At 58.8% G+C, this 23,540-nt stretch carries 23 protein-coding genes and 1 pseudogene; 9 read left to right on the top strand and 15 right to left on the bottom strand.

Going from position 1 to position 23,540, the window contains the following annotated elements:
* Nucleotides 1–58: 58 nt before the first annotated feature.
* Both HMPREF1261_RS09035 and HMPREF1261_RS12515 read left to right on the top strand, forming a co-directional pair.
* Nucleotides 59–634: a TetR/AcrR family transcriptional regulator gene (locus HMPREF1261_RS09035; RefSeq protein WP_005279159.1), complete on the top strand. Its 576-nt coding sequence runs from the start codon at nucleotides 59–61 to the stop codon at nucleotides 632–634.
* 77 nt (nucleotides 635–711) lie between these two features.
* A pseudogene (locus tag HMPREF1261_RS12515) lies at nucleotides 712–852 on the top strand (IS110 family transposase); the annotation flags it as partial.
* A gap of 203 nt (nucleotides 853–1,055) precedes the next feature.
* Here the strand turns inward: HMPREF1261_RS12515 and HMPREF1261_RS09030 are convergent.
* The 5 genes from HMPREF1261_RS09030 to HMPREF1261_RS09010 all read right to left on the bottom strand — a co-directional run bounded on the left by HMPREF1261_RS09030 (nucleotide 1,056) and on the right by HMPREF1261_RS09010 (nucleotide 5,425).
* The gene (locus tag HMPREF1261_RS09030) at nucleotides 1,056–2,210 is read right to left on the bottom strand and encodes an ATP-binding cassette domain-containing protein (protein WP_023030722.1); all 1,155 of its coding nucleotides are present in this window, start codon (nucleotides 2,208–2,210) and stop codon (nucleotides 1,056–1,058) included.
* Nucleotides 2,201–2,893, bottom strand: coding sequence for an energy-coupling factor transporter transmembrane protein EcfT (locus HMPREF1261_RS09025; RefSeq protein ID WP_023030721.1), 693 nt, complete (start codon nucleotides 2,891–2,893; stop codon nucleotides 2,201–2,203). Before HMPREF1261_RS09025 ends, HMPREF1261_RS09030 begins: the two co-directional genes overlap by 10 nt.
* Nucleotides 2,893–3,639: an ECF transporter S component gene (locus HMPREF1261_RS09020; protein WP_005283022.1), complete on the bottom strand. Its 747-nt coding sequence runs from the start codon at nucleotides 3,637–3,639 to the stop codon at nucleotides 2,893–2,895. The genes HMPREF1261_RS09025 and HMPREF1261_RS09020 overlap by 1 nt, the downstream gene beginning before the upstream one ends.
* A 121-nt stretch (nucleotides 3,640–3,760) precedes the next feature.
* Nucleotides 3,761–4,738, bottom strand: a complete 978-nt coding sequence (locus tag HMPREF1261_RS09015; RefSeq protein WP_023030720.1) for a nucleoside hydrolase — start codon at nucleotides 4,736–4,738, stop codon at nucleotides 3,761–3,763.
* 18 nt (nucleotides 4,739–4,756) lie between these two features.
* Nucleotides 4,757–5,425: an NAD(P)-binding oxidoreductase gene (locus tag HMPREF1261_RS09010; protein ID WP_023030719.1), complete on the bottom strand. Its 669-nt coding sequence runs from the start codon at nucleotides 5,423–5,425 to the stop codon at nucleotides 4,757–4,759.
* Nucleotides 5,426–5,540: 115 nt separating this feature from the next.
* Here HMPREF1261_RS09010 and HMPREF1261_RS09005 point away from each other — a divergent pair, with 115 nt between their 5' ends.
* Both HMPREF1261_RS09005 and HMPREF1261_RS09000 read left to right on the top strand, forming a co-directional pair.
* Complete coding sequence (locus tag HMPREF1261_RS09005) at nucleotides 5,541–5,810, top strand: ACT domain-containing protein (protein ID WP_034654051.1); 270 nt, start codon at nucleotides 5,541–5,543, stop codon at nucleotides 5,808–5,810.
* Between the two features lies 1 nt (nucleotide 5,811).
* A complete protein-coding gene (locus HMPREF1261_RS09000; RefSeq protein ID WP_023030718.1) occupies nucleotides 5,812–7,176 on the top strand; it encodes a PFL family protein in 1,365 nt (454 codons plus the stop codon).
* 59 nt (nucleotides 7,177–7,235) lie between these two features.
* Here the strand turns inward: HMPREF1261_RS09000 and HMPREF1261_RS08995 are convergent, their stop codons facing one another.
* From HMPREF1261_RS08995 to HMPREF1261_RS08955, 9 genes are all read right to left on the bottom strand, one after another.
* Nucleotides 7,236–8,564 (bottom strand): DUF2254 domain-containing protein, encoded by a 1,329-nt coding sequence (locus tag HMPREF1261_RS08995; protein WP_023030717.1) that lies wholly within the window; start codon nucleotides 8,562–8,564, stop codon nucleotides 7,236–7,238.
* A 5-nt stretch (nucleotides 8,565–8,569) separates the two neighbouring features.
* A complete protein-coding gene (locus HMPREF1261_RS08990) occupies nucleotides 8,570–10,201 on the bottom strand; it encodes an ABC-F family ATP-binding cassette domain-containing protein (RefSeq protein WP_023030716.1) in 1,632 nt (543 codons plus the stop codon).
* Nucleotides 10,202–10,294: 93 nt separating this feature from the next.
* Entirely contained in the window at nucleotides 10,295–10,702 is a 408-nt protein-coding gene (locus HMPREF1261_RS08985; RefSeq protein ID WP_005279145.1) for a metal-sulfur cluster assembly factor, read from the bottom strand.
* The gene (gene sufU, locus HMPREF1261_RS08980; RefSeq protein WP_005279143.1) at nucleotides 10,703–11,155 is read right to left on the bottom strand and encodes a Fe-S cluster assembly sulfur transfer protein SufU; all 453 of its coding nucleotides are present in this window, start codon (nucleotides 11,153–11,155) and stop codon (nucleotides 10,703–10,705) included.
* Nucleotides 11,155–12,399 (bottom strand): cysteine desulfurase, encoded by a 1,245-nt coding sequence (locus HMPREF1261_RS08975; RefSeq protein WP_023030715.1) that lies wholly within the window; start codon nucleotides 12,397–12,399, stop codon nucleotides 11,155–11,157. Before HMPREF1261_RS08975 ends, sufU begins: the two co-directional genes overlap by 1 nt.
* 45 nt (nucleotides 12,400–12,444) lie before the next feature.
* Nucleotides 12,445–13,203, bottom strand: coding sequence for a Fe-S cluster assembly ATPase SufC (sufC, locus tag HMPREF1261_RS08970; RefSeq protein WP_005279139.1), 759 nt, complete (start codon nucleotides 13,201–13,203; stop codon nucleotides 12,445–12,447).
* Nucleotides 13,204–13,231: 28 nt separating this feature from the next.
* On the bottom strand, nucleotides 13,232–14,386 hold the full coding sequence (gene sufD, locus HMPREF1261_RS08965; RefSeq protein ID WP_023030714.1) for a Fe-S cluster assembly protein SufD: 1,155 nt from the start codon (nucleotides 14,384–14,386) through the stop codon (nucleotides 13,232–13,234).
* A gap of 4 nt (nucleotides 14,387–14,390) precedes the next feature.
* Nucleotides 14,391–15,830, bottom strand: a complete 1,440-nt coding sequence (sufB, locus tag HMPREF1261_RS08960; RefSeq protein ID WP_023022420.1) for a Fe-S cluster assembly protein SufB — start codon at nucleotides 15,828–15,830, stop codon at nucleotides 14,391–14,393.
* A complete protein-coding gene (locus HMPREF1261_RS08955; RefSeq protein WP_023030713.1) occupies nucleotides 15,827–16,564 on the bottom strand; it encodes a metalloregulator ArsR/SmtB family transcription factor in 738 nt (245 codons plus the stop codon). The genes sufB and HMPREF1261_RS08955 overlap by 4 nt, the downstream gene beginning before the upstream one ends.
* Before the next feature lie 215 nt (nucleotides 16,565–16,779).
* On the opposite strand from HMPREF1261_RS08955, the gene mptB reads away from it, so the two are divergent.
* The 5 genes from mptB to HMPREF1261_RS08930 all read left to right on the top strand — a co-directional run bounded on the left by mptB (nucleotide 16,780) and on the right by HMPREF1261_RS08930 (nucleotide 22,414).
* On the top strand, nucleotides 16,780–18,504 hold the full coding sequence (mptB, locus tag HMPREF1261_RS08950; protein WP_023030712.1) for a polyprenol phosphomannose-dependent alpha 1,6 mannosyltransferase MptB: 1,725 nt from the start codon (nucleotides 16,780–16,782) through the stop codon (nucleotides 18,502–18,504).
* A gap of 6 nt (nucleotides 18,505–18,510) precedes the next feature.
* A complete protein-coding gene (locus HMPREF1261_RS08945) occupies nucleotides 18,511–19,440 on the top strand; it encodes an ABC transporter ATP-binding protein (RefSeq protein WP_023030711.1) in 930 nt (309 codons plus the stop codon).
* An 84-nt stretch (nucleotides 19,441–19,524) separates the two neighbouring features.
* Nucleotides 19,525–20,289, top strand: coding sequence for an ABC transporter permease (locus HMPREF1261_RS08940; RefSeq protein WP_005283056.1), 765 nt, complete (start codon nucleotides 19,525–19,527; stop codon nucleotides 20,287–20,289).
* Between the two features lie 70 nt (nucleotides 20,290–20,359).
* Entirely contained in the window at nucleotides 20,360–21,388 is a 1,029-nt protein-coding gene (locus HMPREF1261_RS08935) for a heme A synthase (RefSeq protein WP_023030710.1), read from the top strand.
* A 57-nt stretch (nucleotides 21,389–21,445) separates the two neighbouring features.
* Nucleotides 21,446–22,414 (top strand): quinone oxidoreductase, encoded by a 969-nt coding sequence (locus HMPREF1261_RS08930; RefSeq protein ID WP_023022432.1) that lies wholly within the window; start codon nucleotides 21,446–21,448, stop codon nucleotides 22,412–22,414.
* Nucleotides 22,415–22,467: 53 nt separating this feature from the next.
* On the opposite strand, the gene HMPREF1261_RS08925 is transcribed toward HMPREF1261_RS08930, so the two are convergent.
* Nucleotides 22,468–23,412, bottom strand: coding sequence for a heme o synthase (locus HMPREF1261_RS08925; protein ID WP_005279123.1), 945 nt, complete (start codon nucleotides 23,410–23,412; stop codon nucleotides 22,468–22,470).
* Nucleotides 23,413–23,540: the final 128 nt, after the last annotated feature.

Genomic DNA, 23,540 nt, shown 5'->3' with positions numbered 1-23,540 from the left:
GTTTTAGAACATACTTAACTTGAAGCATTAAACATTCCTAAAAGGAGACGACCTCACCATGCCAATCGTGAGTGAATCTGAGTTAAATCGGCGCAGGCACGAAATTCTCGTCGGAGCTCGCCGGTGCTTTGCCGAACATGGCTATGAGGGCGCGACTGTCCGCCTCTTAGAACAAGCCACGGGGAAATCACGCGGCGCCATATTCCACCACTTTGGGGACAAGGAGTCCTTATTCCTCTCTTTAGCCCGCGAGGATGCCGCACGCCAGGCAGAAGTAGTGGCCAATAACGGCCTCGTCGAGGTTATGCGGGAGATGTTGCGTCACCCAGAACGCCACGATTGGCTTGCCACGCGTCTGGAGATCACTTCCCTCTTGCGCACGGACCCATCGTTTGCTGCTCGGTGGAAAGAGCACCAGTCCATTCGTGACGAGGCTATCCGTGCCCGCCTCGCCTCCAACGCGGAGCAAGGCCGCCTGCGAGACGATGTCGATATAGATACCCTGGTGTGCTATTTAGAAACCTTCATGGATGGGTTTATTAATAGGCTCGCCTTAGGGGATACGGATGGCCTGGAGCGTGTCCTCGATCTGGTGGAGCAATCCATTCGGAGTTCTAGGTCTCCACAGCGCTAACCGAGCCCATTACGTTGCTCTTGGGGCCTGACCCAGGAAAGTGGACACGTCGGGGGTTAGGCTCGCAATTCTTTGAACGAAAGTGCAAGGAAGGCAAGCGTCACAACGCTGCGGTTGTAGCACTCGCCCGCAGACGAATCAACGTCCTCTACGCCATGATGCGCAACCACGAGTATTACCGCGATCCCGCCCCAGCAAAGGAAGCCGCAGCAGCCTAACCTCTAACAGCGAAACAAGCCGACTGGAAACCCCCAGTCGGCTACCAGTCGCGCGCAAAACAACACACCTAAAATCCCGAGTTGAGGATCCGCCCCAATCAACCTCACCCGCGAGATTGACAAACTATATAGGAACACCCCCCACCTTCGTCACTCCGCTTTTCTCACTGGGAGGCGAAGGCGCCAGCTGAACGCGGACTTGGTTAGTCGGTGCTCTCTGCCAAGCCGCCGGTAGTGGAAAGCTCTACTTCCTGGACGCTGACATACTGCGCGATCTCTGCGACGAACCCTGGATCATGGCACGTAAGGACGATTGCCGTTCCTGATTCCAGCGCCCTATGAATCAGTTGATGCATGAGTGCTCGATCCGTTAGCGAAAGCAAGCTATCGGGCTCATCCATGAGCAAGATGGCGTGGCCCATCCCCACCACATGTGCAGTTTGGGCAAGCCTCAGCCGGGAAGCGGATAGATCCAATGGGTGCTCATCGGCATCAAGTTCCAGCAGCTGCCGTAACGCGGTATCGGGAACAAAATCCCCCAAAGCGGAATATATTACCTGGTCATAAGGAGATTGTAGGACCAATCCCAGAGGCTCTGCTGGGCGCTGTGCCCCATCAAGGCCGGCGGCGGCGCGCAGGAGCGACGTTTTTCCGGTTCCGTTTGCCCCGCGCAACCAGGTCACGCCCCCGCCGCGAATGGGGATGGTTACCGGTCCGACGCTAAAGGTATTGCCGGAAGGCTTCGCCGATTGCCACCAGCGCTTCTTTTCTTGTCCGCGGCGCGCAGTAAGCGGCCCGAGGTATTCTTGCGCCCCATAATCCGAAATCGATTGCAGGTGTATAGGAGCAGGTTGTGGGATCTCTCCTACGACCTCCCCGCCCAATTCGGGCCAGTGCATGGATGACACGGCGAGAACGCACGTGTTGTGCAACGAATGCAATAGTTGCACCATCATCGCCAACGATGTGGGGTCAAGCCCCGCGCTCGGCTCGCACATAATGAGCACCTCGGGTTCGCGGATGGCGACGCATGCAGCGGCGAGCCTCCGCGTCTGACCGCCAGAAAGCTGGGTGGGGTTTTTCTCCGCGTAATCGCTAAGCCCCACCGCCGCAAGCATTTCCTCTCCCCGCATCTGCATGCGGGCTGGGTCCTCACCCTGGTTTTCTAATCCTAGGACCACTTCTTCGATGCAGGTATCGCGCAAATAGCTCATCTGCGCGGAGGAGTCAGTACCGATGATGACAGACGTAGAGAATTTTTCGCCCAGCTCTTGCGCCACGTTTTCGGCGATGGCATCCGAAGGAACAAGTACTTGGACGATGCGTCCCTTACTCGGCTGAATATCGTCTATATCCATACAAAGACCATGACTCCTATGGTTCCCAGGGGAACGATGTAGCGCAGCACGCGGGACAAGTTTGAATCCGGCACCGGCCGCAAAAGGGTCCTGGTCCCCTCTTCATCAAAGCCCACGGCGGCAAGCGCGTGTCCACGCTCGGTGCCTTGGATCAGGAGGCGCGAAATTACTGGGATGACTACCCGCGAGATAGTATTGCGCCATGTCACCTTGATTCCTGCCAGCTGGTTGGCATCGCGGACGGTCCGCCAGGCTTGCGCGCCCTGCGGTAAAGACTGCAGTGAAGCACCAACGATGTAGGCAATTTTGTGCCCAGCGCGCGAGACCTGTAGCCATTTCGCAATATCGGAAATTCGCAGCACTGACATCGCCACGATGAAGCACACCATGAGCGCGAAAAAGCGCAGGGCTAGTGTGGCGGCGATGAGCAGGCCATCGCTTGTAATAAGCGGAATCAGCTGGTTATCGCCATAGGGGGCGTGGATCACCAACATCGATAAGGCCACCGGAACACAGAGCGCTGCAGAGGCCAAGACGATCGCAAGGGATCTCGTGGCCAACACGCCATAGGCAAGCATTGCGCCAGCTACCACTGCAGAGGCTAGTGGGCTATTGAGAGCGAGGATAAGTAGCCAACCGCACGCAGCAATGGTGAGGACCGTCGACGGGTGAAGGCGATACATTAGCGAGGCTGCAAGGATTCCCGGGTGCGCTTAGGCAAGGATTTCACGGCAGCCCACACGATGAGGAAGACGACTGCCTTATCCAATGGGTCAGAGATAAGTGATTGCATCGTCACGGACGCAATCAAGGAGTTGCCGAGTTCGCGGAAGAGGGACGTGAGCGCGCCGGTACCGACACCAGCCGTACCGCCGTAGACGAACGCGGCCACGGGTGCGGCGAGCATGCCGCAGATGATGCCGATGATGGCACCGCTGACGATGACCTTCCAGATCTTGGTAAACGCGCCCTTTTGGATGGCCCAGCCGGAAAGGAAGCCGGTAGCAGCGGACACCGCGGCGAATGGGAGCGCCATCGGGTTGAGCAATCCCCAGACCACTGAAGACAGCGTACCGGTAGCAAGCCCGGCAATGGGGCCTGCCAGTGCCGCCACCAGGATGGTTCCCACGGAGTCGATATACAGCGGAATGCCGCTCGATCCGATGATTTGGCCCACCACGATGTTGAGCACCAACGCGATGGGAATAATGGCGATGGTACGAGCTGGAAGAGATGGCACGGTGCCGGCAAGCAGCAGCGCTGCGCCAATGAGGTAGCCGGCCAAGGTGATCAACGCTTCGGCAGAGCCCGCTACGGACTCCCAATCGGTGGGGCGGAAAAGCACCAAGTAGATCCACGTGGCGACGACTAGCGCGGCGCCCGCGATGACCATCCCCCGGCGGGCAGGGGTAAGAGAAAGCTGAGGCATAGAGGTATTCCTAATCCATCAATGTGTAAAAGAGATCGGGGCACACTGCTTTTAGTTCCAGCCTATGTCACCTCAGCGTAGGAAAAATGTGGCGTATGCGCTGCGGATTAGGGTAAAAGATTTATTCGCCTAGAGCAACACGCGCGCTCAATGCGCGCAACGCCCTATCGAATTCACGGTGGGCGGCTGGAATATCCGCGCTGGTCACCAGCGAGGCATTAGCCGGCCGGCGCCAGTGATTGCGGAGGTCTGCGACGCTGGTCCCGCGCATCAGCGCAGAGTCCGCTTCCACGTCAATAGTCGTTTCTACCGCCTCGAACGGCACCTTCTTTAGCGCGATGATGCAGGTCAGCAGGTCATGGATCTGGGCTTGGTAGCCTTCTTCTTGCGCTTGATGGAATTCGAAGTAGAACCGCAGTAGCTCCGGCAGCTTTTCCGCCATTGGGTGTGTACCAAGAAGCCCTTGAATTTCTGCCAAGCGCTCTGGAGTGATGAGAAATTGCTCGGTGACCTCGAGCGAGCACAGCGTACTGTTCAATTCTGCTGAGGCTGAAAAATGACGTGCTGCCGCGTGGGGATCTACCCAGAAATTCCATTCCGCCGTAGGCGTGGTATTACCGCGATAATTAACGGCACCGCCCATGATGGTAATCGAGGCGCACCGCGCGACGGCATCGCCGTGCTCCCGCTCGAAGTCTGCCAAGTTAGTTACCGGCCCGGTGACGATGAGGTGTAGCCCCGGGTTGCGGGCAATGGCGCTCGACCACAACTCCTGCCACTGCATATCGCCGAAATCGTGATCGGGCGCGGAAAGATAACCCAAGCCGGACGCACCGTGGGTTTCAGGTGTCGTGGTCAGCTCTACTTCGAGCGGAGCCGGCCGCCCTGGTGCGACGGGGACCTCCGGTAATCCACAGAGATCCAGAATCCACCGTGCATTGGCGGCAGTCTGCTGGACTTCGACGTTTCCAGCGGTCGTGCTCACACCCACCAATTCGATCTCGCCTGCGTGATGCAGTCCTGCCAGGTACATCAGGGCGAGGCAGTCATCTATGCCTGGATCGCAGTCGACCAGGACGGCTGGGCGCGAGAGACTCATAGCTAGCCTGGCTAACTATTACTTAATCGAGCTGACTGGCTTGTCGCCGTCAACGAATACGACTGGGGACTCCGGAAGCTCATCGCGGCCCAGCACTTCTACGATGACGTCTGCCACTAGGTCACGAGACGAGGTCTGGCCCTCTTGCAGCATCTTGTCCTCAACAAATTCCAGCCCCTGCGCAGGCTCCTCCGTCAGGCCAGCGGGTTTCAGGATGATTTGCGGGATAGAGCTATTGGCCAAGCGGTTGTCCACTTCCTTCTTGGACTCCACATAGGCGTACCACTTTTCATCGGCTGGGTCTGTCGTCGCAACCTGGGAGCCGACATAAGAAATCATGACGAACTGAGGAACGTCTTTGCCCAGCTTTTCCAGGGCCTCGATGGCGGCCAATGCGCCGTCGCGGTCGACGGCCCACGTCAGTTCCGCGCCGCCACGGCCGCCGTTTCCGGCGCCCCATACAACTGCGTCATAATCTGCGAATAGCTCGGCCCATTGGTCAACGGACCGCTCGGTAATATCTGCAATAACCGGCGTAGCGTTGGCCTGCTCAATATCGGCCTTCTGGTCTGGGTTACGGATAAGCGAGTGAACCTCGTGGCCAGCTTCCGCTGATTTTGGAGCCGCCAGCAGGCCAACCTTGCCGTGTCCACCGATGTACAAAACCTTTTTCTTGGTATCAGCCATAGCGCCCCATGGTAACAGCGCGATTTTTATGCTGCAGCGGTTCTTTTCAGCAGTGCCAGAACATGCCGCGACCGTGGTGCGAGCGTTGCCCACCGAACCAGATAGAATACTGGTTATGTACGCCATTATGACCGTCACCGGTGCCGATAGCACCGGAATCATTGCCGCAGTGACCACGACTCTTGCTGATCTGGACATCAACGTCATTGATGTCTCGCAGACCATTATGGGTGACTATTTCACCATGATCCTCCGCGTTGAATTCGATGCGGATGCCGTATCCATCCAGACCATCAAGGAGCGGATGCGTCCGGTTGCGGAGGAAAAGCAGCAATCCATCCGCATTCAGTCCGAAGACCTCTTTACCGCCATGAACGAGATTTAACATGAGCACGCGTTTTAATACCACCAATATCTTGGACACCATCGAGATGATCGAAAACTATCGTCTCGATATCCGCACCGTGACGATGGGCATTTCCCTACTGGGATGTACGCGCTCGACCATGGAGGCAACCTGCCAGGCCATCTATGACCGCGTAACGCAGCAAGCAGGCCGCTTGGTTGAGGTATGCGAGGGCATCGAAGGTGAGCTCGGCATCCCGATCGTCAACAAGCGCATCTCTGTCACCCCCATTTCCCTCGTTGTCGCAGGCTTGGATGGCAACCCCGTCGATGCCGCGCGGGCGCTGGATAAGGCTGCGAAGGAGGTGGGCGTTAACTTCGTCGGCGGCTACTCCGCGCTGGTAGAAAAGGGTGCGACGAGCGCAGAGCAAAAGCTCATCTCCTCCATCCCCGAGGCTTTGGCCGAGACGGACGTGGTCTGCTCCTCGGTCAATATCGCCAGCTCTCGCGCAGGGATCAACATGGATGCGACGAAGCAAATGGGCGAGGTCATCAAGGAAGCCGCTGAGCTGACCAAGGATAATTCCGCAATTGCCTGCGCCAAGCTCGTCGTCTTTGCCAATTCCGTGGGCGATAATCCGTTTATGGCCGGTGCCTTCCACGGCATCGAGGAGCCTGACTGCGTCGTCTCCGTTGGCGTCTCCGGCCCCGGCGTGGTGGACCGCGCCCTCGGCTCCTTGGAAGGCGCAAGCCTGGATCAGGTTGCAGAGGAAGTCAAGAAGGCCGCCTTCAAGATCACCCGCGCCGGGCAGCTCGTGGGCAATATGGCCTCCGAGCGCCTCGGCGTTCCCTTCGGCATCATTGACCTCTCCTTGGCCCCCACGGCAGAACTCGGCGACTCCGTGGCGCACATCCTCGAGCACATGGGCCTCGATCAGGTGGGCACGCACGGCACGACGGCGGCATTGGCGCTGCTTAACGATGCCGTGAAGAAGGGCGGCATGATGGCATGCTCGCGCGTGGGTGGCTTGTCCGGTTCCTTCATCCCCGTCTCTGAGGACAGGGGCATGATCGATGCCGTAAAGTCCGGCTCCATTTCCATGGACAAGTTGGAGGCCATGACCGCCATCTGCTCGGTAGGCTTTGACATGATCGCACTCCCCGGCGATACCTCTGCGGCCACGATTTCCGGCATGATTGCGGATGAAGCCGCAATCGGCGTGATGAACCATAAGACCACCGCCGTGCGCGTCATTCCGGTACCTGGTGCCAAGGTGGGCGACGAGGTCAGCTTCGGTGGGCTTTTGGGTTATGCACCGATCATCCCGGTCAATCAGGTGGGCAATTCGCAGTTCATCAACCGTGGAGGCTTCATCCCTGCCCCGGTGCATGGTTTCCGCAACTAGGTGTGGAGTACTCCACGCCTAGGGGCAAGCGTGCCTAGGACAAGCGCGCCAAGCTCCCCTTAGGACTCGGAGTCTTCATTCTCCTCGCCCGGCTTTTCGGATTCTTCCCACCGGGCGAGGTTTGCTTTGAAGTGCTGAAAAGAATCTTCTAACTGGCGCAATTCCACCTCGCCGCCGACCTGGCGGCCCGCATCGGAGTAGATGGCCTCCACCGCTTCATCCAAGACATTGCGGCGCTCCACGGTGCGCAGCAGTGCCACCACCTTAGCTAGGTTATTGAGCAAACTGAGATAGATTTCGGCTTTATCGGCCGCATCGCGGCGGATTTGGGTGAACATCGCCTCAATGATCTGTTCATAGCTAAAGGTTTGATAGTCCAAGCGGAACTCGCCATCGATATGCATAATCCCTTGCGGCAAGCGCTTGTCCCCAATGACCACCAAGATTTGCGTGAAGCGGTCAATGATGTCGATGACCGTATAAGGGTCATTGACGCCGGTACTTAAAGCGCGGGCGGCAATCTCCGCGAGGTGCCGGGCCGTAAACCGCGGGTCGTGCGCGGAGGCATCCTCACGGTGCTGCGTGACCACGATGTGCTTTTCAATGTTTTCCGGCATGTGCGGCACGCCGTGGGCGATGACCTCTCCTTCAAGCACGAGATCGCCGGGGGCCACACCTAAGTGAACCGCGCAATCTTCTTCGGCCGCCGCTTGGGCAATAGACTCGTAGTCCACGAATTTCAGGTAGCCCGTTTGGGAGCTGCGGGTTTGATCCGCGGATTCATAGAAATCCGAGCCTGGTGCCTTGGCAACCTTCTCTTCCTCGCCGCGTTCAATGAGTCGGCGCATGTGCTCTTCCACGTCTTGGGCCACCACGTGCACCACGTGAGACATGCTAATGGACTGCGCGATGTGGACGATGAAATAAATCAAAAAGACCACGCATATCAGTGCCAAGGCAATGTCGACTGCTACATTCAACGAAGGGACGTGCTCTACCTTGCCCTCGCCGCCGGCGCGCACGGCACGCAGGGATAGGAGCGAGTAGGTAAAGGTCGCCAGGTAGATCCCCAGCGTGGACTGGATGGAGCGGTCCTTCAAAAATTCGTGCAATAGACGCGGTCCCATTACCGTCACCACGCCGGAAAGCGCGGTCAGGGTGATAAAGAACAGGGTCCCGGCCAGGGACAGCGTGGCGGTGGCCACGGCGGTGAGTAGGCCTTGAGCGCTTTCCGCGCTACCGTCATAGAGCCGAGAGAGCGCCAGATCGAAGTTGCGGTCGAGTGCGAGCATGCCTTCGGCCGCCACGACGGCCACCGCCACCGCAACCGCGGGAATGACCCAAAACTTATCCCGCCAGGCAGGCATCCTCTCAATCAGCGTCTTCATAAGGCTTAAGCCAGCTCGACGATTTCCATGTACTCATCGGACCACAGGTCTTCATCGCCATCCGGCATGATGATCACCCGCTCAGGGTCGAGCGCCTTCACCGCGCCCGGATCGTGGGTAACCAAGACCACCGCGCCCGTGTAGGTATTGAGCGCGTCGAGCACCTGCTCGCGAGAGATGGGGTCGAGGTTATTGGTCGGCTCATCGAGAAGCAGCACGTTCGCGCGGCTGGAGACCAATGTAGCCAGCGACAGGCGGGTTTTCTCACCACCAGACAGCGTTCCGGCGGGCTGTTGCAGTTTATCGCCGGAAAACATAAACGCTCCCAGGAGCCCGCGCAGCTCTTGCTGGTCCGCATCGGGGCAGGCCTCGATGGTGTTTTCCCATACGCTCTTATCCGGGTGGATATTGTCGTGCTCCTGCGCAAAATAGCCAATGCGCAAACCGTGGCCACTGACGATGCCACCCTCGCCGTCGGTGCGCTCCTCCCCTGCCAAGAGCTTGAGCAAGGTCGTCTTACCGGCACCGTTATACCCCAGGACAACGACGCGGGAGCCCTTATCGATGGCCAGGTCCACGCCCGCGAAAACCTCCAGCGAACCGTACATCTTGGTCAAGCCTTTGGCGTTCATGGGCGTCTTGCCGCACGGGGCAGGCTCGGGGAATTTGATATTGGCTACCTTATCCGCAACGCGCACCTCATCGAGGTCATTCATCATGCGCTCGGCGCGGTTTAGCATCTGCTTCGCCGCTGCGGCCTTGGTGGCCTTAGCACCCAATTTGGCGGCCTGTTTTTGCAGCGCGGAGGCCTTCTTTTCCGCATTCGCGCGCTCGCGGCGCCGGCGTGCCTCATCGGTAGCACGGGCATCGAGGTATTTCTTATAGCCCATGTTGTAGACGTCCGCCTCGCCGCGCACCGCGTCGAGGAACCAAACCTTATTACACACGGCCTCGAGCAACTCGACATCGTGAGAAATCATGACCAGCCCGCCCTCGTGCTTGGACAAGAACTGGCGGAGCCAGACGATGGAATCCGCATCCAGGTGGTTGGTCGGCTCATCGAGGAGCAACGTGGTCTGGGATTTACCCGAGCCCTCGCTGGCCGCAAAAAGAATCTGCGCCAGCTCCACGCGGCGGCGTTGGCCACCCGATAGCGTCTTGAGCTTTTGGTCCAAAACGCGCTGAGGCAGGCCTAGGTTATCGCAGATTTGGGCGCACTCGGAATCAGCCTCATAGCCGCCCAAGGAGTCGAATTGTTCTTCCAAGCGGGAGTATTTACGGATGGCCTTATCGCGGAACTTCTCATCCGTGGCCGTTTCCATCAGCTCTTGCTGCTTGGCCATCCGCCGCTTAATATCGTCGAGCCCACGGGCAGAAAGCACGCGCTCGCGCGCGGTTTGCTCGATATTGCCTTCACGCGAATCCTGCGGAAGGTAACCAATCGGACCCGAACGAGAGACAGTACCGCCATAAGGCTCGGTCTCGCCTGCCAGGATGCGCATGGTCGTGGTCTTTCCCGCACCATTGCGGCCCACTAGCCCGATGCGGTCGCCGGGCTGGACGCGGAGGTGCTGTCCGGGGGCATCGAGAAGCGTGCGGGCACCTACGCGTACCTCAAAATCATTGGTCACAATCACGACAAGCCAGTCTAGCAACCAAAGGCCAAGGCACTAATTCACGCAAAAAAGCGGCGGTAGTTTTACCGCCGCCTTTTAAATTTTCCGTGGTGATTAAACCGCAAAGCCCAGAGCTTGGAGCTGCTCACGGCCTTCTTCGGAAATCATGTGTGGGCCCCAGGGGGGCATCCAGACCCAGTTGATACGCACGCCATCGGCAAGCTTCTTGCCGGTAACGATGTCCTCAACCTGTTCCGCAATGACGTCGGTCAAAGGGCAGGCCGGCGAGGTCAACGTCATGTTGATCATGGCGAGCTCTTTGCCGTCCTCTTCTTCCAGCCACAGGTCATAGACCAAGCCCAAGTCAACGACGTTGATGCCGAGCTCCGGGTCGATGACGTCGCGCATGAACTCGGTGATGTCAAAGGCCTTCGACAGCTGTTCTTCCGTCTGCTCTGGCCGCTCGCCGCCTGCGCTGAAGGACGAATTCTCGTTCTGGTAAGGATCTACGGGATCGGTCATTTACTTCTCCACTTCATTGAGCGCATCTGCGGTGGCGGCCTGAAAAGCCTTCCACCCTAGCAGCGCGCATTTAACTCGTGCCGGGTATTGAGAAACACCTGCAAAGGCAACACCATCGCCGATGATGTCCTCATCGCCCTCGTCCTGGCCACGCGAGGTGACCATCTTTTCAAACTCGGCAAGCTTTTTATTGGCTTCCTCCAAGGGCAAGCCGACGATCTCTTCCGCCATGACGGACGTCGATGCCTGCGAGATGGAACAACCTTCGGCGTCGTAGGACACATCTTCAACGGTCTTGCCGTCCGCGGAAAGGTTGACGCGCAACGTGAGCTCATCGCCGCACGAGGGGTTCACGTGGTGAACCTCTGCCTGGAACGGCTCGCGCAACCCCGCGTGTTGCGGATTTTTATAGTGATCCAAGATCACGTCTTGGTACATCGAATCTAGATTCATTAGGCAACTCCAAAGAAATCGCGGGCGGCCTTAATGGCTTCTACCAGCTTATCTACTTCGACTTCCGTGTTGTACAGGTAAAAGCTAGCGCGCGCGGTCGATTGCGCACCGCAGGCGCGGTGCAGCGGCCACGCGCAGTGGTGGCCTACTCGAATGGAAACGCCTTGGTCATCCAGAACCTGACCCAGATCGTGCGGGTGCACGCCCTCCACGGTAAAGGAGATGGCCGCGCCGCGGTTCTCGGCCGTTTCTGGGCCGATGATGCGCAGCCCTGGAATCTCGCGGAGCTGTTCCAAGGCATAAGCGGTGAGCTTTTGCTCGTGGGCATGGATATTGTCCATCCCCACCTCCTCGAGGAACTTCACCGCGGCGCCGAGGCCGACGACCTGACTGGTCATCTGGGTTCCCGCCTCAAATCGCATGGGCGGTTCCGCGAAGGTGGTTCCTTCCATCTTCACTACCTCGATCATGGAGCCACCCGTAAGGAACGGGGGAAGCTTGCGCAGCAATTCGTCCTTGCCGTAGAGCACGCCCACGCCATTGGGGCCACACATCTTATGGCCCGAGAATGCGGCAAAATCCACATCCAGGGCGTGGAAATCCACCGGCATATGTGGGACGGACTGGCAGGCATCAAGCACCACCATGGCGCCGACCTCGCGAGCACGGCGCACCATTTCCTCGACATCGGAAACCGCGCCAGTGACGTTGGATTGATGGGTAAACGCAACGACCTTAACGGATTCATCGAGCTCGAGCGAATCCAAGTCGATGCGGCCATCGTCAGTCAACGAGTACCACTTCAAGGTGGCACAGGTGCGCTCACAGAGCTCTTGCCAAGGCACGAGGTTGGCGTGGTGCTCAAGCTCCGTGATGACGACGGTATCGCCCTCTCCCACGTACAACTCGCCCGCACGCTCATCGGAAAGCGTATAGGCAACCTCATTGAGCGCCTCGGTGGCGTTTTTAGCAAAGGCAATCTCATCGCGGTCCGCGCCAACGAAGGCCGCGATGGCCTGCCGGGCCGACTCATAGGCGTTATCCGCCTCTTCAGCCAACTGGTAAGAGCCGCGGTGGACGGGGGCGTTGGTATGGAGGACGAACTCCTCCTCTGCCTTCCACACCGGCAACGGGCGCTGGGAGGTAGCCCCCGAATCCAGGTACACCAGCGGCTTATCGCCGCGCACGGTGCGCTGCAGGATTGGGAACTGCTCCCTAATTGCGTTTACATCAAATCCAGACATAAAACTTCTTCGATTCATCGAGGAGAACCAGCTCTGGGCTGGTCTTTACTGCAGGAACTGGTCGTAGCCGTCAGACTCGAGCTGGTCTGCCAGCTCGGCCCCGCCGGTCTTCACAACCTGGCCGTTAGCGAATACGTGCACGAAATCTGGCTGCACGTAGTTCAGGATGCGCTTGTAGTGGGTAATCATCAAGATGCCGCCATTGGTGTCATCCTGGTAGCGGTTGATGCCATCAGAAACGATGCGCAGCGCGTCAACGTCCAAGCCGGAGTCGGTCTCATCCATGACCGCGAACTTGGGCTTTAGGATGTCCAGCTGCATGACCTCGTGGCGCTTCTTCTCGCCGCCGGAAAAGCCCTCGTTGACGGAGCGGGAGATGAAAGACTTATCAATCTTCAGGTTCTCGCGAGCCTCAGTAAGTTCCTTATTCCACTCGCGCAGCTTGGGGGCCTCGCCGCGGATGGAGGTTACGGCGGAGCGCATGAATTGCGATACCTTCACGCCAGGGACCTCGGTTGGGTACTGCATGGCCAAAAATAGGCCGGCGCGAGCGCGCTCGTCGACGGGCATGTCGAGGAGGTTTTCGCCATCGAGAAGCACCTCGCCCTCGGTGACCTCGTACTTCGGGTGACCAGCAATGGTGTAGGACAAGGTGGACTTGCCGGAGCCGTTAGGACCCATGATGGCGTGGATCTCGCCGGAGTTAATGGTGAGGTTGACGCCCTTGAGGATTTCCTTGGGCTCGCCGTTTTCTTCGTTCGGCAGAACCTGGGCGTGGAGATTCTTAATTTCCAGAGTAGACATAGTGTGTGGGTTTCCTTCTGTAAGTGCGTTAAGCGGAGATCTTTTCCAGTTCTTCGGAAATGCGGTTTTCCAGTTCCTCGGACAGGGATTGCACCGGGATGCGGTGGATGACCTCATTGAAGAAGCCACGAATGATGAGGCGACGAGCCTCTGCCTCCGGAATGCCGCGCGACATCAGGTAGAACAGCTCAATATCGTCGAAGCGGCCAACCGTCGCGGCGTGGCCGGCGCCGGTGATTTCACCGGTCTCAATCTCCAGGTTCGGGATAGCGTCAGCGCGCGCACCGTCCGTAAGGATGAGGTTATTATTCGTCTCATAAGTATCGGTGCCCTGTGCGTTGGAGCGGATAAGCACGTCTCCTACCCAGCAGGTACGAGCTTCGTTCTTCTTCTCACCCTGCAATGCGCCCTTGTACAGGACATTGGACCGGCAATTCGGAACCGAGTGATCCACGAGCATGCGGTTTTCGAAGTACTGACCAGAATCGGCGAAGTACACGCCCAGCAACTCAGCGTCGCCGCCGGGAGCGGTGAAGTTCACGCGCGGGACAATGCGCACGACCTCGCCGCCGAAGATGGCGGAGTTATGGTGCAGCACGGCATCGCGTCCCACCTGTGCTACCTGGTTAGACAGGTGCACCGCGTCGTTTTCCCAGTCGACATCCACGATGACGGTCAGGTGCGCGCCATCGCCGATGATGAACTCCACGTTATCCGCGTGGGTGCCGGAACCAACGTACTTCAGCACAACGGTGGCTTCTGCATGGTGGCCAACTTCGATGGAAGTGGCACCGAATGAGGTCACGTCCTCGCCCTTGCCCGTATAGGTAATGGTGATGGGATCTTCCACCTGCACCTCAGGGTCAATGGTTACCACTTGACCCTCGGGCATGGAGGTCCATGCCTGGGCAGCCACGCGGTCAGAAGGCTTGCCCACGCGGCCAAGACGCTCATCGTCGCGGTCTACAGTCTCCGCAGAAACGCCTGGGTGCTCGCTTACCTTGACGTCCTGGGCAACCGCTTGAGCAAATTCCCCGTTGTGCAGGCCCCGCAGCTTGCGCAGGGAAACAAAGCGCCAGACCTCATCGCGGCCGTGCGGTACCGGGAAATCCTCCACGTTGGTAGAGGTAAAGACGTCACCCTTGGTGATCTTATCCGGATTGAATTCGTTCGAAGCGACCATTTCTTTAGCCGACCGATCCTTCCATTTGCAGTTCGATGAGGCGGTTGAGCTCGAGGGCGTACTCCATCGGCAGCTCCTTAGCAATCGGCTCAACGAAGCCACGCACGATCATTGCCATTGCTTCTTCTTCCGCAATGCCGCGGGACATGAGGTAGAACAGCTGCTCTTCAGAGACCTGCGACACGGTTGCCTCGTGGCCCAACGTGACGTACTCGTTGCGGATGTCGTTATACGGGTATGTGTCCGAACGCGAGATATTGTCCACGAGCAGGGCGTCGCATTCCACGTTGGACGTGGAGTGGTGCGCATTCTGGTTGACCTGCACCAAGCCGCGGTAAGCAGCGCGGCCACCGGCGCGGGCAACGGACTTGGAGACGATATTGGAGGAGGTGTAGGGCGCCATGTGCGTCATCTTTGCACCAGTGTCCTGGAACTGTCCTTCGCCAGCGAAGGCGACGGAAAGCACCTCACCCTTAGCGTGCGGACCGGTCATCCACACGGCCGGGTACTTCATGGTGACCTTGGAGCCGATATTGCCATCGACCCATTCCATGGTGCCGCCCTCTTCCACCTTGGTGCGCTTGGTCACCAGGTTGTAGACGTTGCTGGACCAGTTCTGGATCGTCGTATAGCGGCAGCGGCCGCCCTTCTTCACGATGATCTCCACCACCGCGGAGTGCAGGGAGTCCGACTTGTAGATGGGCGCGGTGCAGCCTTCCACGTAGTGAACGTAGGCATCCTCATCCACGATGATAAGGGTGCGCTCGAACTGGCCCATGTTCTCGGTATTAATACGGAAGTAGGCCTGCAGCGGGATATCAACGTGTACGCCCTTCGGGACGTAAATGAAGGAGCCGCCGGACCACACTGCGGAGTTAAGCGCGGAGAACTTATTGTCACCGGCAGGAATAACGGTGCCGAAGTGTTCCTTAAAAAGCTCTGGGTAATCGCGCAGCGCGGTATCGGTATCGACGAAGATAACGCCCTGGCTTTCCAGGTCTTCGCGAATCTGATGGTAGACAACCTCAGACTCGTACTGTGCGGCCACGCCGGCAACCAAGCGCTGCTTTTCTGCCTCAGGGATGCCCAGCTTATCGTAGGTGGCCTTAATATCATCCGGGAGGTCGTCCCAGGTCTGCGCCTGCTCTTCGGTGGACTTGACGTAGTACTTGATCTGGTCAAAGTCGATGCCGGAGAGATCCGCGCCCCAAGTGGGAATGGGCTTCTTATCAAAGATATCCAGGGCCTTGAGACGCTGGTTCAGCATCCACTCGGGCTCGCCCTTCTTTGCGGAAATATCGCGGACAACGTCCTCGTTCAGGCCACGGGCGGCAGAAGCGCCGGCCGAGTCCGAGTCGTGCCAGCCGTACTCATACGCACCAATAGAATCGATGATCTCATCATCGGTCATCTTGTTATCAGGTGCCGATTGTGCCTGGGTCATGACTCGCTCCTTTCAGTATTAGTTTTGACAGGTGTCAAGGGGATATTCGTGGTACAAATTCCGTGGCCATCTGCGATAGAAGCCAAAGGTTGTACGTGTTTGCCTAAGAGGGCGGAAAAGACTTCCTGCTCTGCCTCGCACAGTTCAGGGTGCTTGGCCGCCACATGGGCAACCGGGCAGTGGTGTTGACAGATTTGCACGCCCTGGCCGGCACGGTCCACGGTTGCGGCGTACCCGTGCTTATCCAGGGTTTCAGCCAGTTTGCGCGCTACTTCCTCGACCGATTCTTCCGCGTCCACGAGGGGACGCACATCGGCGATGATGCGCTCAAATCGAGCCTTAGCGAAGTTCTTCACAGCCTCTGAACCGCCCGCAGAGCGCAGCGCGGTCAACGCTTCAGAAGCCAATTCATCATAGGCGTGGCCAAATTGCGCACGCCCACGATCCGTCAGGCGGAAGTGTTTTGCCGGTCGCCCACGACCCGCTCCGGAGTGCATCCGCGAACGAGAAGCTGGACGGCGCTCGACAACTTCCGTTAGTTCTTCTTCCACCAGAATGTCTAAATGCCGGCGGATCCCGGCGGTCGAAAGACCAAGGCGCTCACCCAGGTAAGAGGCGGTTACAGGGCTGTCCTTAAGCAATAGCAGCAGTACCTGGCGGCGGGTATCACCATCCGTGGACCGTGATTCTTTCACCGCCACATGCGCCGCTGCCGCGCGCTGTGAGTTAGCCATGCCCTAAAACCTCCCTTCCTTAGGTCAGTTGCCTGCAGTCACCGTGCTCCGTCGCGCCGGAAATGCCGTCGCTACGCAAGCGCCATAACTGCGCTTTCATCATTAGACAACACTAGTGTTCCTTAATTCATTCCGGAATGCCACCATTGCAGTCACCGGGCGTGGCGGCGGGGGTGAATTTCCCACCCCACGGTCCTCGCGTAAGGTCTTAAGCCATGAAAGGGAAACTACGGGGAGTGCTCGAGAGCGTAAAGGCGGAATTGCCACGCTTAGGCACCGCAGGTTCTCGTTCCGCGCAGCTGCACGCCGAAGGCACCGGCGCGCAAGCCGGGGATACTCGCTACGATTTCATCACCCAGGCGCCAGAGGAACTGCAGCACACCACGGTCTCCCAAAAGCGCACCTTTTTCATCTTGCGGTGGGCCGGAACCGTCGGTTCCCTCCTCATTGCCTTTGGCGCTTTGGGAGCAGGCGCACTGCCTGTAGTGGGCAACCCCTATGACAATGTGCCCTTTGGTTCGCTTATGTCGCGCATGCTGCAGACCTCGTCTGCGCTTGTCATGGTGGGCGTGGGGCTTTTAGTAACGGCCTGGATTTTCCTCGCCCCCTTCGTGGGCACCCCGCTGCGCCAGGCGCGACCCGGCGAGCCCGCCAGCGATCGCTCCCGCCGGCTGGTCTCCCCGCGCCAGCTGTGGATCACGTGGGCTGGGTGGATCATCCCCCTCATCTTTACCGCACCCTTATTTACCCAAGACATCTATTCTTATTTGGCCAATGGCTCCATCGTGGCCCAAGGGATGGATCCCTATTCCGCCGGCCCGGTGCAGCTCTTGGGCGCTGGCAACGAGCTCGCGCGCTCCGTTCCGTTTATCTGGGCAAATTCACCATCGCCCTATGGGCCCGTTGCCTTGGGGCTGGCGGCCATCGTCAGCATCATCACCGGAAATTCCATTGTTTTAGGTGTGATCGCCCACCGCCTACTTTCCATCGTGGGCATCATCGTGGCTGGCTGGGCCATCACACAGCTTGCTCAGCGATGCCGCGTCTCCCCTGCCTCCGCACTATGGCTCGGCATCTTGAACCCGCTGACCATCCTTCACCTCGTCGGCGGTATCCATAATGAATCCATCATGCTTGGATTGTCGTTACTGGGCATGGAGCTTGGATTAAGGGGCATCGATAAGCTGGGGCAGGATAAAAGAGGAGCCTACGTTGCGCTAATAGCCTCTGGCTTTTTCCTATCCTGCGCCGGAATGGTCAAGGTCACCGGCTTTATTGGGCTCGGCTTTATCGGCATGGCGTATGCCCGCCACCTGCACGTGCAGGCGCGCGTGCCGCGCTGGCGGGCCTTATTTATAGCCATTGCCGTGCAGGGCGCGGTGCTCGTAGTCACCATTGCGCTCATCAGTATCATCACGGGCATTAACCTCGGGTGGATTACCGGGCAAGGCGGAGCCGCCACGATTCGCTCCTGGCTTTCCCTATCCACGGCCACGGGAGTGGGCGCCGGTTTCCTCGGCATGTTTTTAGGCCTTGGGGACCACACCGATGCCATATTGACCATCACGCGCAGTTTCGGCGTCTTGGTCGCCGTCGTCTTCATGTCCCGCATGCTCTTTGCCACGCTGCGCGGATATATCCACCCCGTGGGCGGGCTGGGAATCTCTACCCTGGTGCTCGTTATCTTCTTCCCAGTGGTCCACCCGTGGTACATCCTCTGGGCCGTTTTGCCGTTGGCGGCGTGGGCGAACCGGCACATCTTCCGGTTTAGCGTCGTTGCCTATACCGGCGCGATGAGCTTTTTCGTCCTTCCGCGCGGCTTGGGCCTGCCCGCTGGGACGGTGCTTTCCATCTATATCGCCGCTGCCTGCGCATTCGCCGTGGTAGCCGGAGTGTGGTGGGGTGCAATGCGCCGAAACGGAATCCGTGTCTTAAACTAGGCACCCGTGAATGCAATTCCAGCTGAAAGCCCCGCCCTGTCCTTGGATGGTGTGGTAAAGAAATTTGGCCCCACGGCAGCCGTCAATGGGCTCAGCCTGAGCGTTGCACACGGCGAAATATTTTGCCTGCTCGGCCCCAATGGTGCTGGTAAATCCACCACCATCGAAATGTCTGAAGGCTTTATCCACCCCACCGCCGGATCCATTAAGGTCTTAGGCCTTGATCCCAGCACCGAGCCCGATAGGGTGCGCGAAAAGGTGGGAATCATGCTGCAAGGCGGCGGTTCTTATTCCGGCATCCGCGTGCTAGAGATGTTGGAATTGACCGCGCGCTATAACGCCAATCCTCTACCGCCGGAATGGCTGCTCGAAACGTTGGGCCTGCAAGGCGTTGCGCGCACGCCTTATCGGCGGCTTTCCGGCGGGCAGCAGCAGCGGCTATCGCTCGCGCTCGCGGTCATCGGCAGGCCCGAGCTGGTGTTCCTCGATGAACCCACCGCGGGCATGGACGCCCAATCCCGGCTCGCCGTATGGGATTTGATTCGCGCCCTGAAGCGCGACGGGGTCACCGTGATATTGACCACCCACCTGATGGATGAGGCCGAATCGCTGGCAGATCACATCGCCATCATGGATCATGGCGCGCTCGTGGCGCAGGGAACGCCGGCAGAACTTACCTCCCAGGGCAAGGGCGCCGGATTTAGTTTTAGCGCAAATTCCGCGGTCGATTTGGACGCCTTGCAGCGAATTGGCATCCCCACGACCGCCTCGCGACCGCTGCACTACAGGGTGAGCCAGCCCAGTTCGCCGGAACTGATTTCCGCCCTCGCCGCCGAGCTAGCTCGGCAAGGCGTGCTCTTGCGAAGCCTGGAATCCCACCACCGGAACCTCGAGGAAGTATTCCTCGATCTCACAGGCAGGCACTTGCGCAGTTGATAAAACCCTGTGTCCTGTCTTCATCTTAGAATCACCAGTACCTAAAATCGCCACTTCAAATTTTTCAAGGAATAGGCCCCGATTATGAGCGCAACGTTTTCCCCCGGCACCTTCCGCCCGGCACCCAAACGAGCGAGTGCGGGCGCCATCATCCTTGCCCAAGGCGGCATGGAGGCCAAGCTCATGCTGCGCCACGGGGAGCAACAATTGCTCAGCATCATTATCCCGCTCGCCATCCTGATTGGGACCGCCCGCCTGGAATCATCCACCGGGCATGGGCTGCACGAGGTCTTTCCCATGGTGCTCGCGGTGGCGGCAACCTCGGCTGGTTTTACCGGGCAAGCCATCTCCCTCGCCTTTGACCGCCGCTACGGGGCCTTAAAGCGCACCGGCGCCTCCGGCGTACCGGCGTGGGCGATCATCGGCGGCAAGATTATCGGCGTGCTGACGATGGTGGTATTCCAGATTCTCGTGCTCGGTGCCACGGCCTTTGCCTTGGGCCTGCGCATCAGTGCGCCCGGCATCCTGCTCATGATCGTCTCGCTCATTTTCGGCGTCGCCGCCTTTACCGCCATGGGTTTGGTGCTTGGCGGCACCCTTAGCTCTGAGGCCGTACTCGCGCTGGCGAACCTCATTTGGTTTATCCTGCTGGCGATCGTCGGCTGGGCCCTGTACTCCCAGGGCTTGGGCGATAATGGCCTGCTCAACATCGTGCCCACCGTGGCACTAGCGGGCGCGCTTGCCGATGCCTCCAATTCCACCTTTCCTGGCATCGAACTCATTTCCTTGACCGCGTGGCTAGCGGTGGCGTCGTATGCGGCCGTTCGTTGGTTCCGTTTCGACGGCTAAATGTGAGTTATACCCAGTTCCCCGCGAAACAGAGCCAAAGGTTTCGGCTCGCTACACACCCCCTAGTAAGATGCACCTTGTGAATTACTGGACCAGAACTAAACGCTTTTTTAAAGAAGCCGTCCCTACCGTGGAGCAACAGCGCCTCATCGCGCTGATCCTGATCTTCTGCCAAGGCGGCATCACCGTATCTGGTTCCATCGTCCGCGTCACCGGTTCCGGCCTGGGTTGCCCCACCTGGCCCCAATGCCAGCCTGGTTCCTTGGTGCCGGTAGAAGGCGCCGCGCCGGCAATCCACCAAATCATTGAATTTGGTAACCGCCTACTCACCTTCGTCGATTCCGCCGCAGCAGGCGCGGCAGTCATCGCCATGTATATGGCGTGCCGCCGGCCTGAGCTCAGGGTCTATGCATGGCTCAACGTGGCCGGCATCGTCCTGCAGGCCGTCATCGGCGGCATCTCCGTGCACTTGGATCTGCGCTGGTGGTCCGTGGCTCTTCACTTCCTGCCTTCCATGGTGCTGGTGTGGCTTGCCTGCATGCTGTATGCCCGCATCAAAGAACCCGATGATGGCACCGCCCAGCCGCGGTTCCCGCAAGCGATTCGCATCCTCGCCGTCATCGCGACCATCGCCCTCTCGATCGTCCTGATCACCGGGACGATGGTGACCGGTTCCGGCGTCCACTCCGGCGACTCCGGCGTGGGAATGGACGGCCGCTTGGATGTGGATACCGAGTCCATGGCCATCGCCCACGCCATGTGCATGTACGTCTACCTCATCTTTACCGCCATTACCGTCTTCCTGCTGTACAAGCACCGCACCCCGCAGGAGACCAAGAAGGCAGGGTGGGTCCTTATCGTCTGCATCCTCATCCAGTGGGCCGTGGGCGTCTTGCAGTTCTACCTGGGCGTGCCGCGGTGGACGGTCCCCTTCCACATAGGTATGTCCGCCGTGGTCACCGGCTTTACCGCCCTGCTCTGGGCACACGGGCGCCACCGCGTCGGTGGCACGCCAGACCTCATCTCGGGCTCTCCCGCCGGCGACGATAAATACGCCGTTCGCCAGCAATCATTAAATGAGGAACGCGCCGCCGTCTAGGATTTAGACAGCACAATTTTTCTGCAGCTACTGCGCTTTGTGGGATAGCATGGCCTTATGCATGCTATCCAGATCACAGAAACGGGCGGGCCGGAAGTCCTGCGCTACGCCGAGGTTCCTGCGCCCACGCCTAGTGAGGACGAAGTCTTAGTTGATGTCACCGTGGCGGGCGTGAACTATATCGATACCTACTACCGCGAGGGTATCTATAACGCCCAGACGCCTTTTATCCCTGGCTTTGAGGGAACGGGGCGCGTTGTCCACGATCCCAAGGGGGAAATTGCGGAAGGCTCCCTAGTGGCATGGCACCACGCCTTTGGTTCCTATGCCGAGCAGGTCTGCGTCCCCCGGAACGGCCTTGTCGCTGTACCGGATGATTTCCCCACCGAGATCGCTGCCTCCATGCTGCTACAGGGCATGACCGCCCACTTCCTTTCCCACGGCGTGTATGAGCTTGGCGAAGGCGCTACCTGCCTCATTACCGCTGGTGCGGGCGGTGTGGGCCAGCTGTTGACCCAAATGGCATCCTCTTTGGGGGCAACGGTCTATACGGTTGTCTCCACCGATGAAAAGGAAGAGATCTCGTATAAGTGCGGCGCCGACCATGTCTTTCGCTACAGCGATGGTTTGGGCGAGCAGGTTCGTCGGTTTAATGGCGGCCGCGGCGTCGATGTGGTCTATGACGGCGTGGGGCAAGCCACCTTCTTCGAATCGCTCGAGGCCGTTCGCCCGCGCGGCACCGTCGCGCTCTTTGGTGCCGCTTCTGGCCCGGTTGAGCCCATCGATCCGCAGCTGCTCAATAAGCATGGCTCCATCTTCTTGACCCGGCCTTCGCTCGGCGCGTGGACGGCGCAAGAGGGCGAATTCCAGATGCGTGCGCAAGCTGTCGTCCAGGCCGTGATGGACGGGGACCTCAAGTTCAACGTATCGGCCTCCTATCCCTTGGAAGAAGCAGAGCAGGCCCACCGCGACCTACAATCGCGTAGCACCACCGGTTCTATTGTTCTGCGGGTAAAGCAGGACTAAGGAAGAATAAAGCGCGAGCCACACGGGCTCGCGCTGCAGCGTGCTACTGGGTTCTAAAACAGGGTGGCGGACCAACCAAGCATCCGGCCGATTGGCTCCCAACCTATGACGGCATCGATGGACAGGCCAATAAAGAGTACCGACAGGTAGTTATTTGAATAGATAAACAGGCGCATGGGTTTTACCTTTGCGCCTTTCTTTACGCCTTGGTGCAGGCGGATAGCTAGCCATAAGAAGACCGCGCCAGAAGTTACGGCGGCAATGAGGTAAATCCACGATGCCGCAGGAACGATAAGCAGCGTGACGATGACCGTGCCAACGGAATACCACACGATTTGGCGGGTTACTTCTTGTTCCGTCGCCACGACCGGCAGCATCGGCACCCCGGCCTTGCGGTAATCTTCCTTGTATTTCATGGCCAAGGCCCAGGTATGTGGCGGGGTCCAGAAAAAGATAATGAGGAATAGGACTATTGCCTGCCACCAGCGGTCGGGCTCTCCCGCCGGCGCGTTATCGCGGATGACTGCCCAACCCACCATGGCCGGCATGCACCCCGCTAAACCGCCCCACACGATGTTTTGGGCATTGCGCATCTTCAAAAACTTGGTGTAGACGAATACATAGAAAAAGTTCGTGAGGATGACGAAGAACGCCGCCAACCAAGAATTTGCCAGGATGCCCAGCCACAGCACCGACACCACGAGCATGATCCAAGCAAAGATCGCCGCGTTCCGCTTCGAAATCGTGGCGCGCACAAGTGGGCGCGCGCGGGTGCGTTGCATCTTCTGGTCAATTTCATAATCGACCACGTTATTAAAGGTATGGGCGGCCGCAGCGCCCATCCATCCGCCGAAAATGGTGGAAATGATGAGCCAGATATTCTCAGAAACCGCCTCAACGCCCCGTTGCGCTTGGAGCATCGCCGGAATTGCGGCCACGAGGAGGAGTTCAATAATCCTCGGCTTCGTTAGCGCAAAATAGGCCTTGATGGTCTCCAAGGAATTCCTCCACTATCTGAACAGACGTTGATCTACAGCACACACGCTACACAGTGCGCTATGCCCACGGTGTAGTGGTCGCACACTCCGGCACAAAAGTTCCGGAGAATTAATTCACACTATGGCTT

Source organism: Corynebacterium sp. KPL1818 (assembly GCF_000478135.1).
Classification (GTDB): Bacteria; Actinomycetota; Actinomycetes; order Mycobacteriales; family Mycobacteriaceae; genus Corynebacterium; species Corynebacterium accolens.
This window is presented reverse-complemented; position numbering and strand designations above follow the sequence as displayed.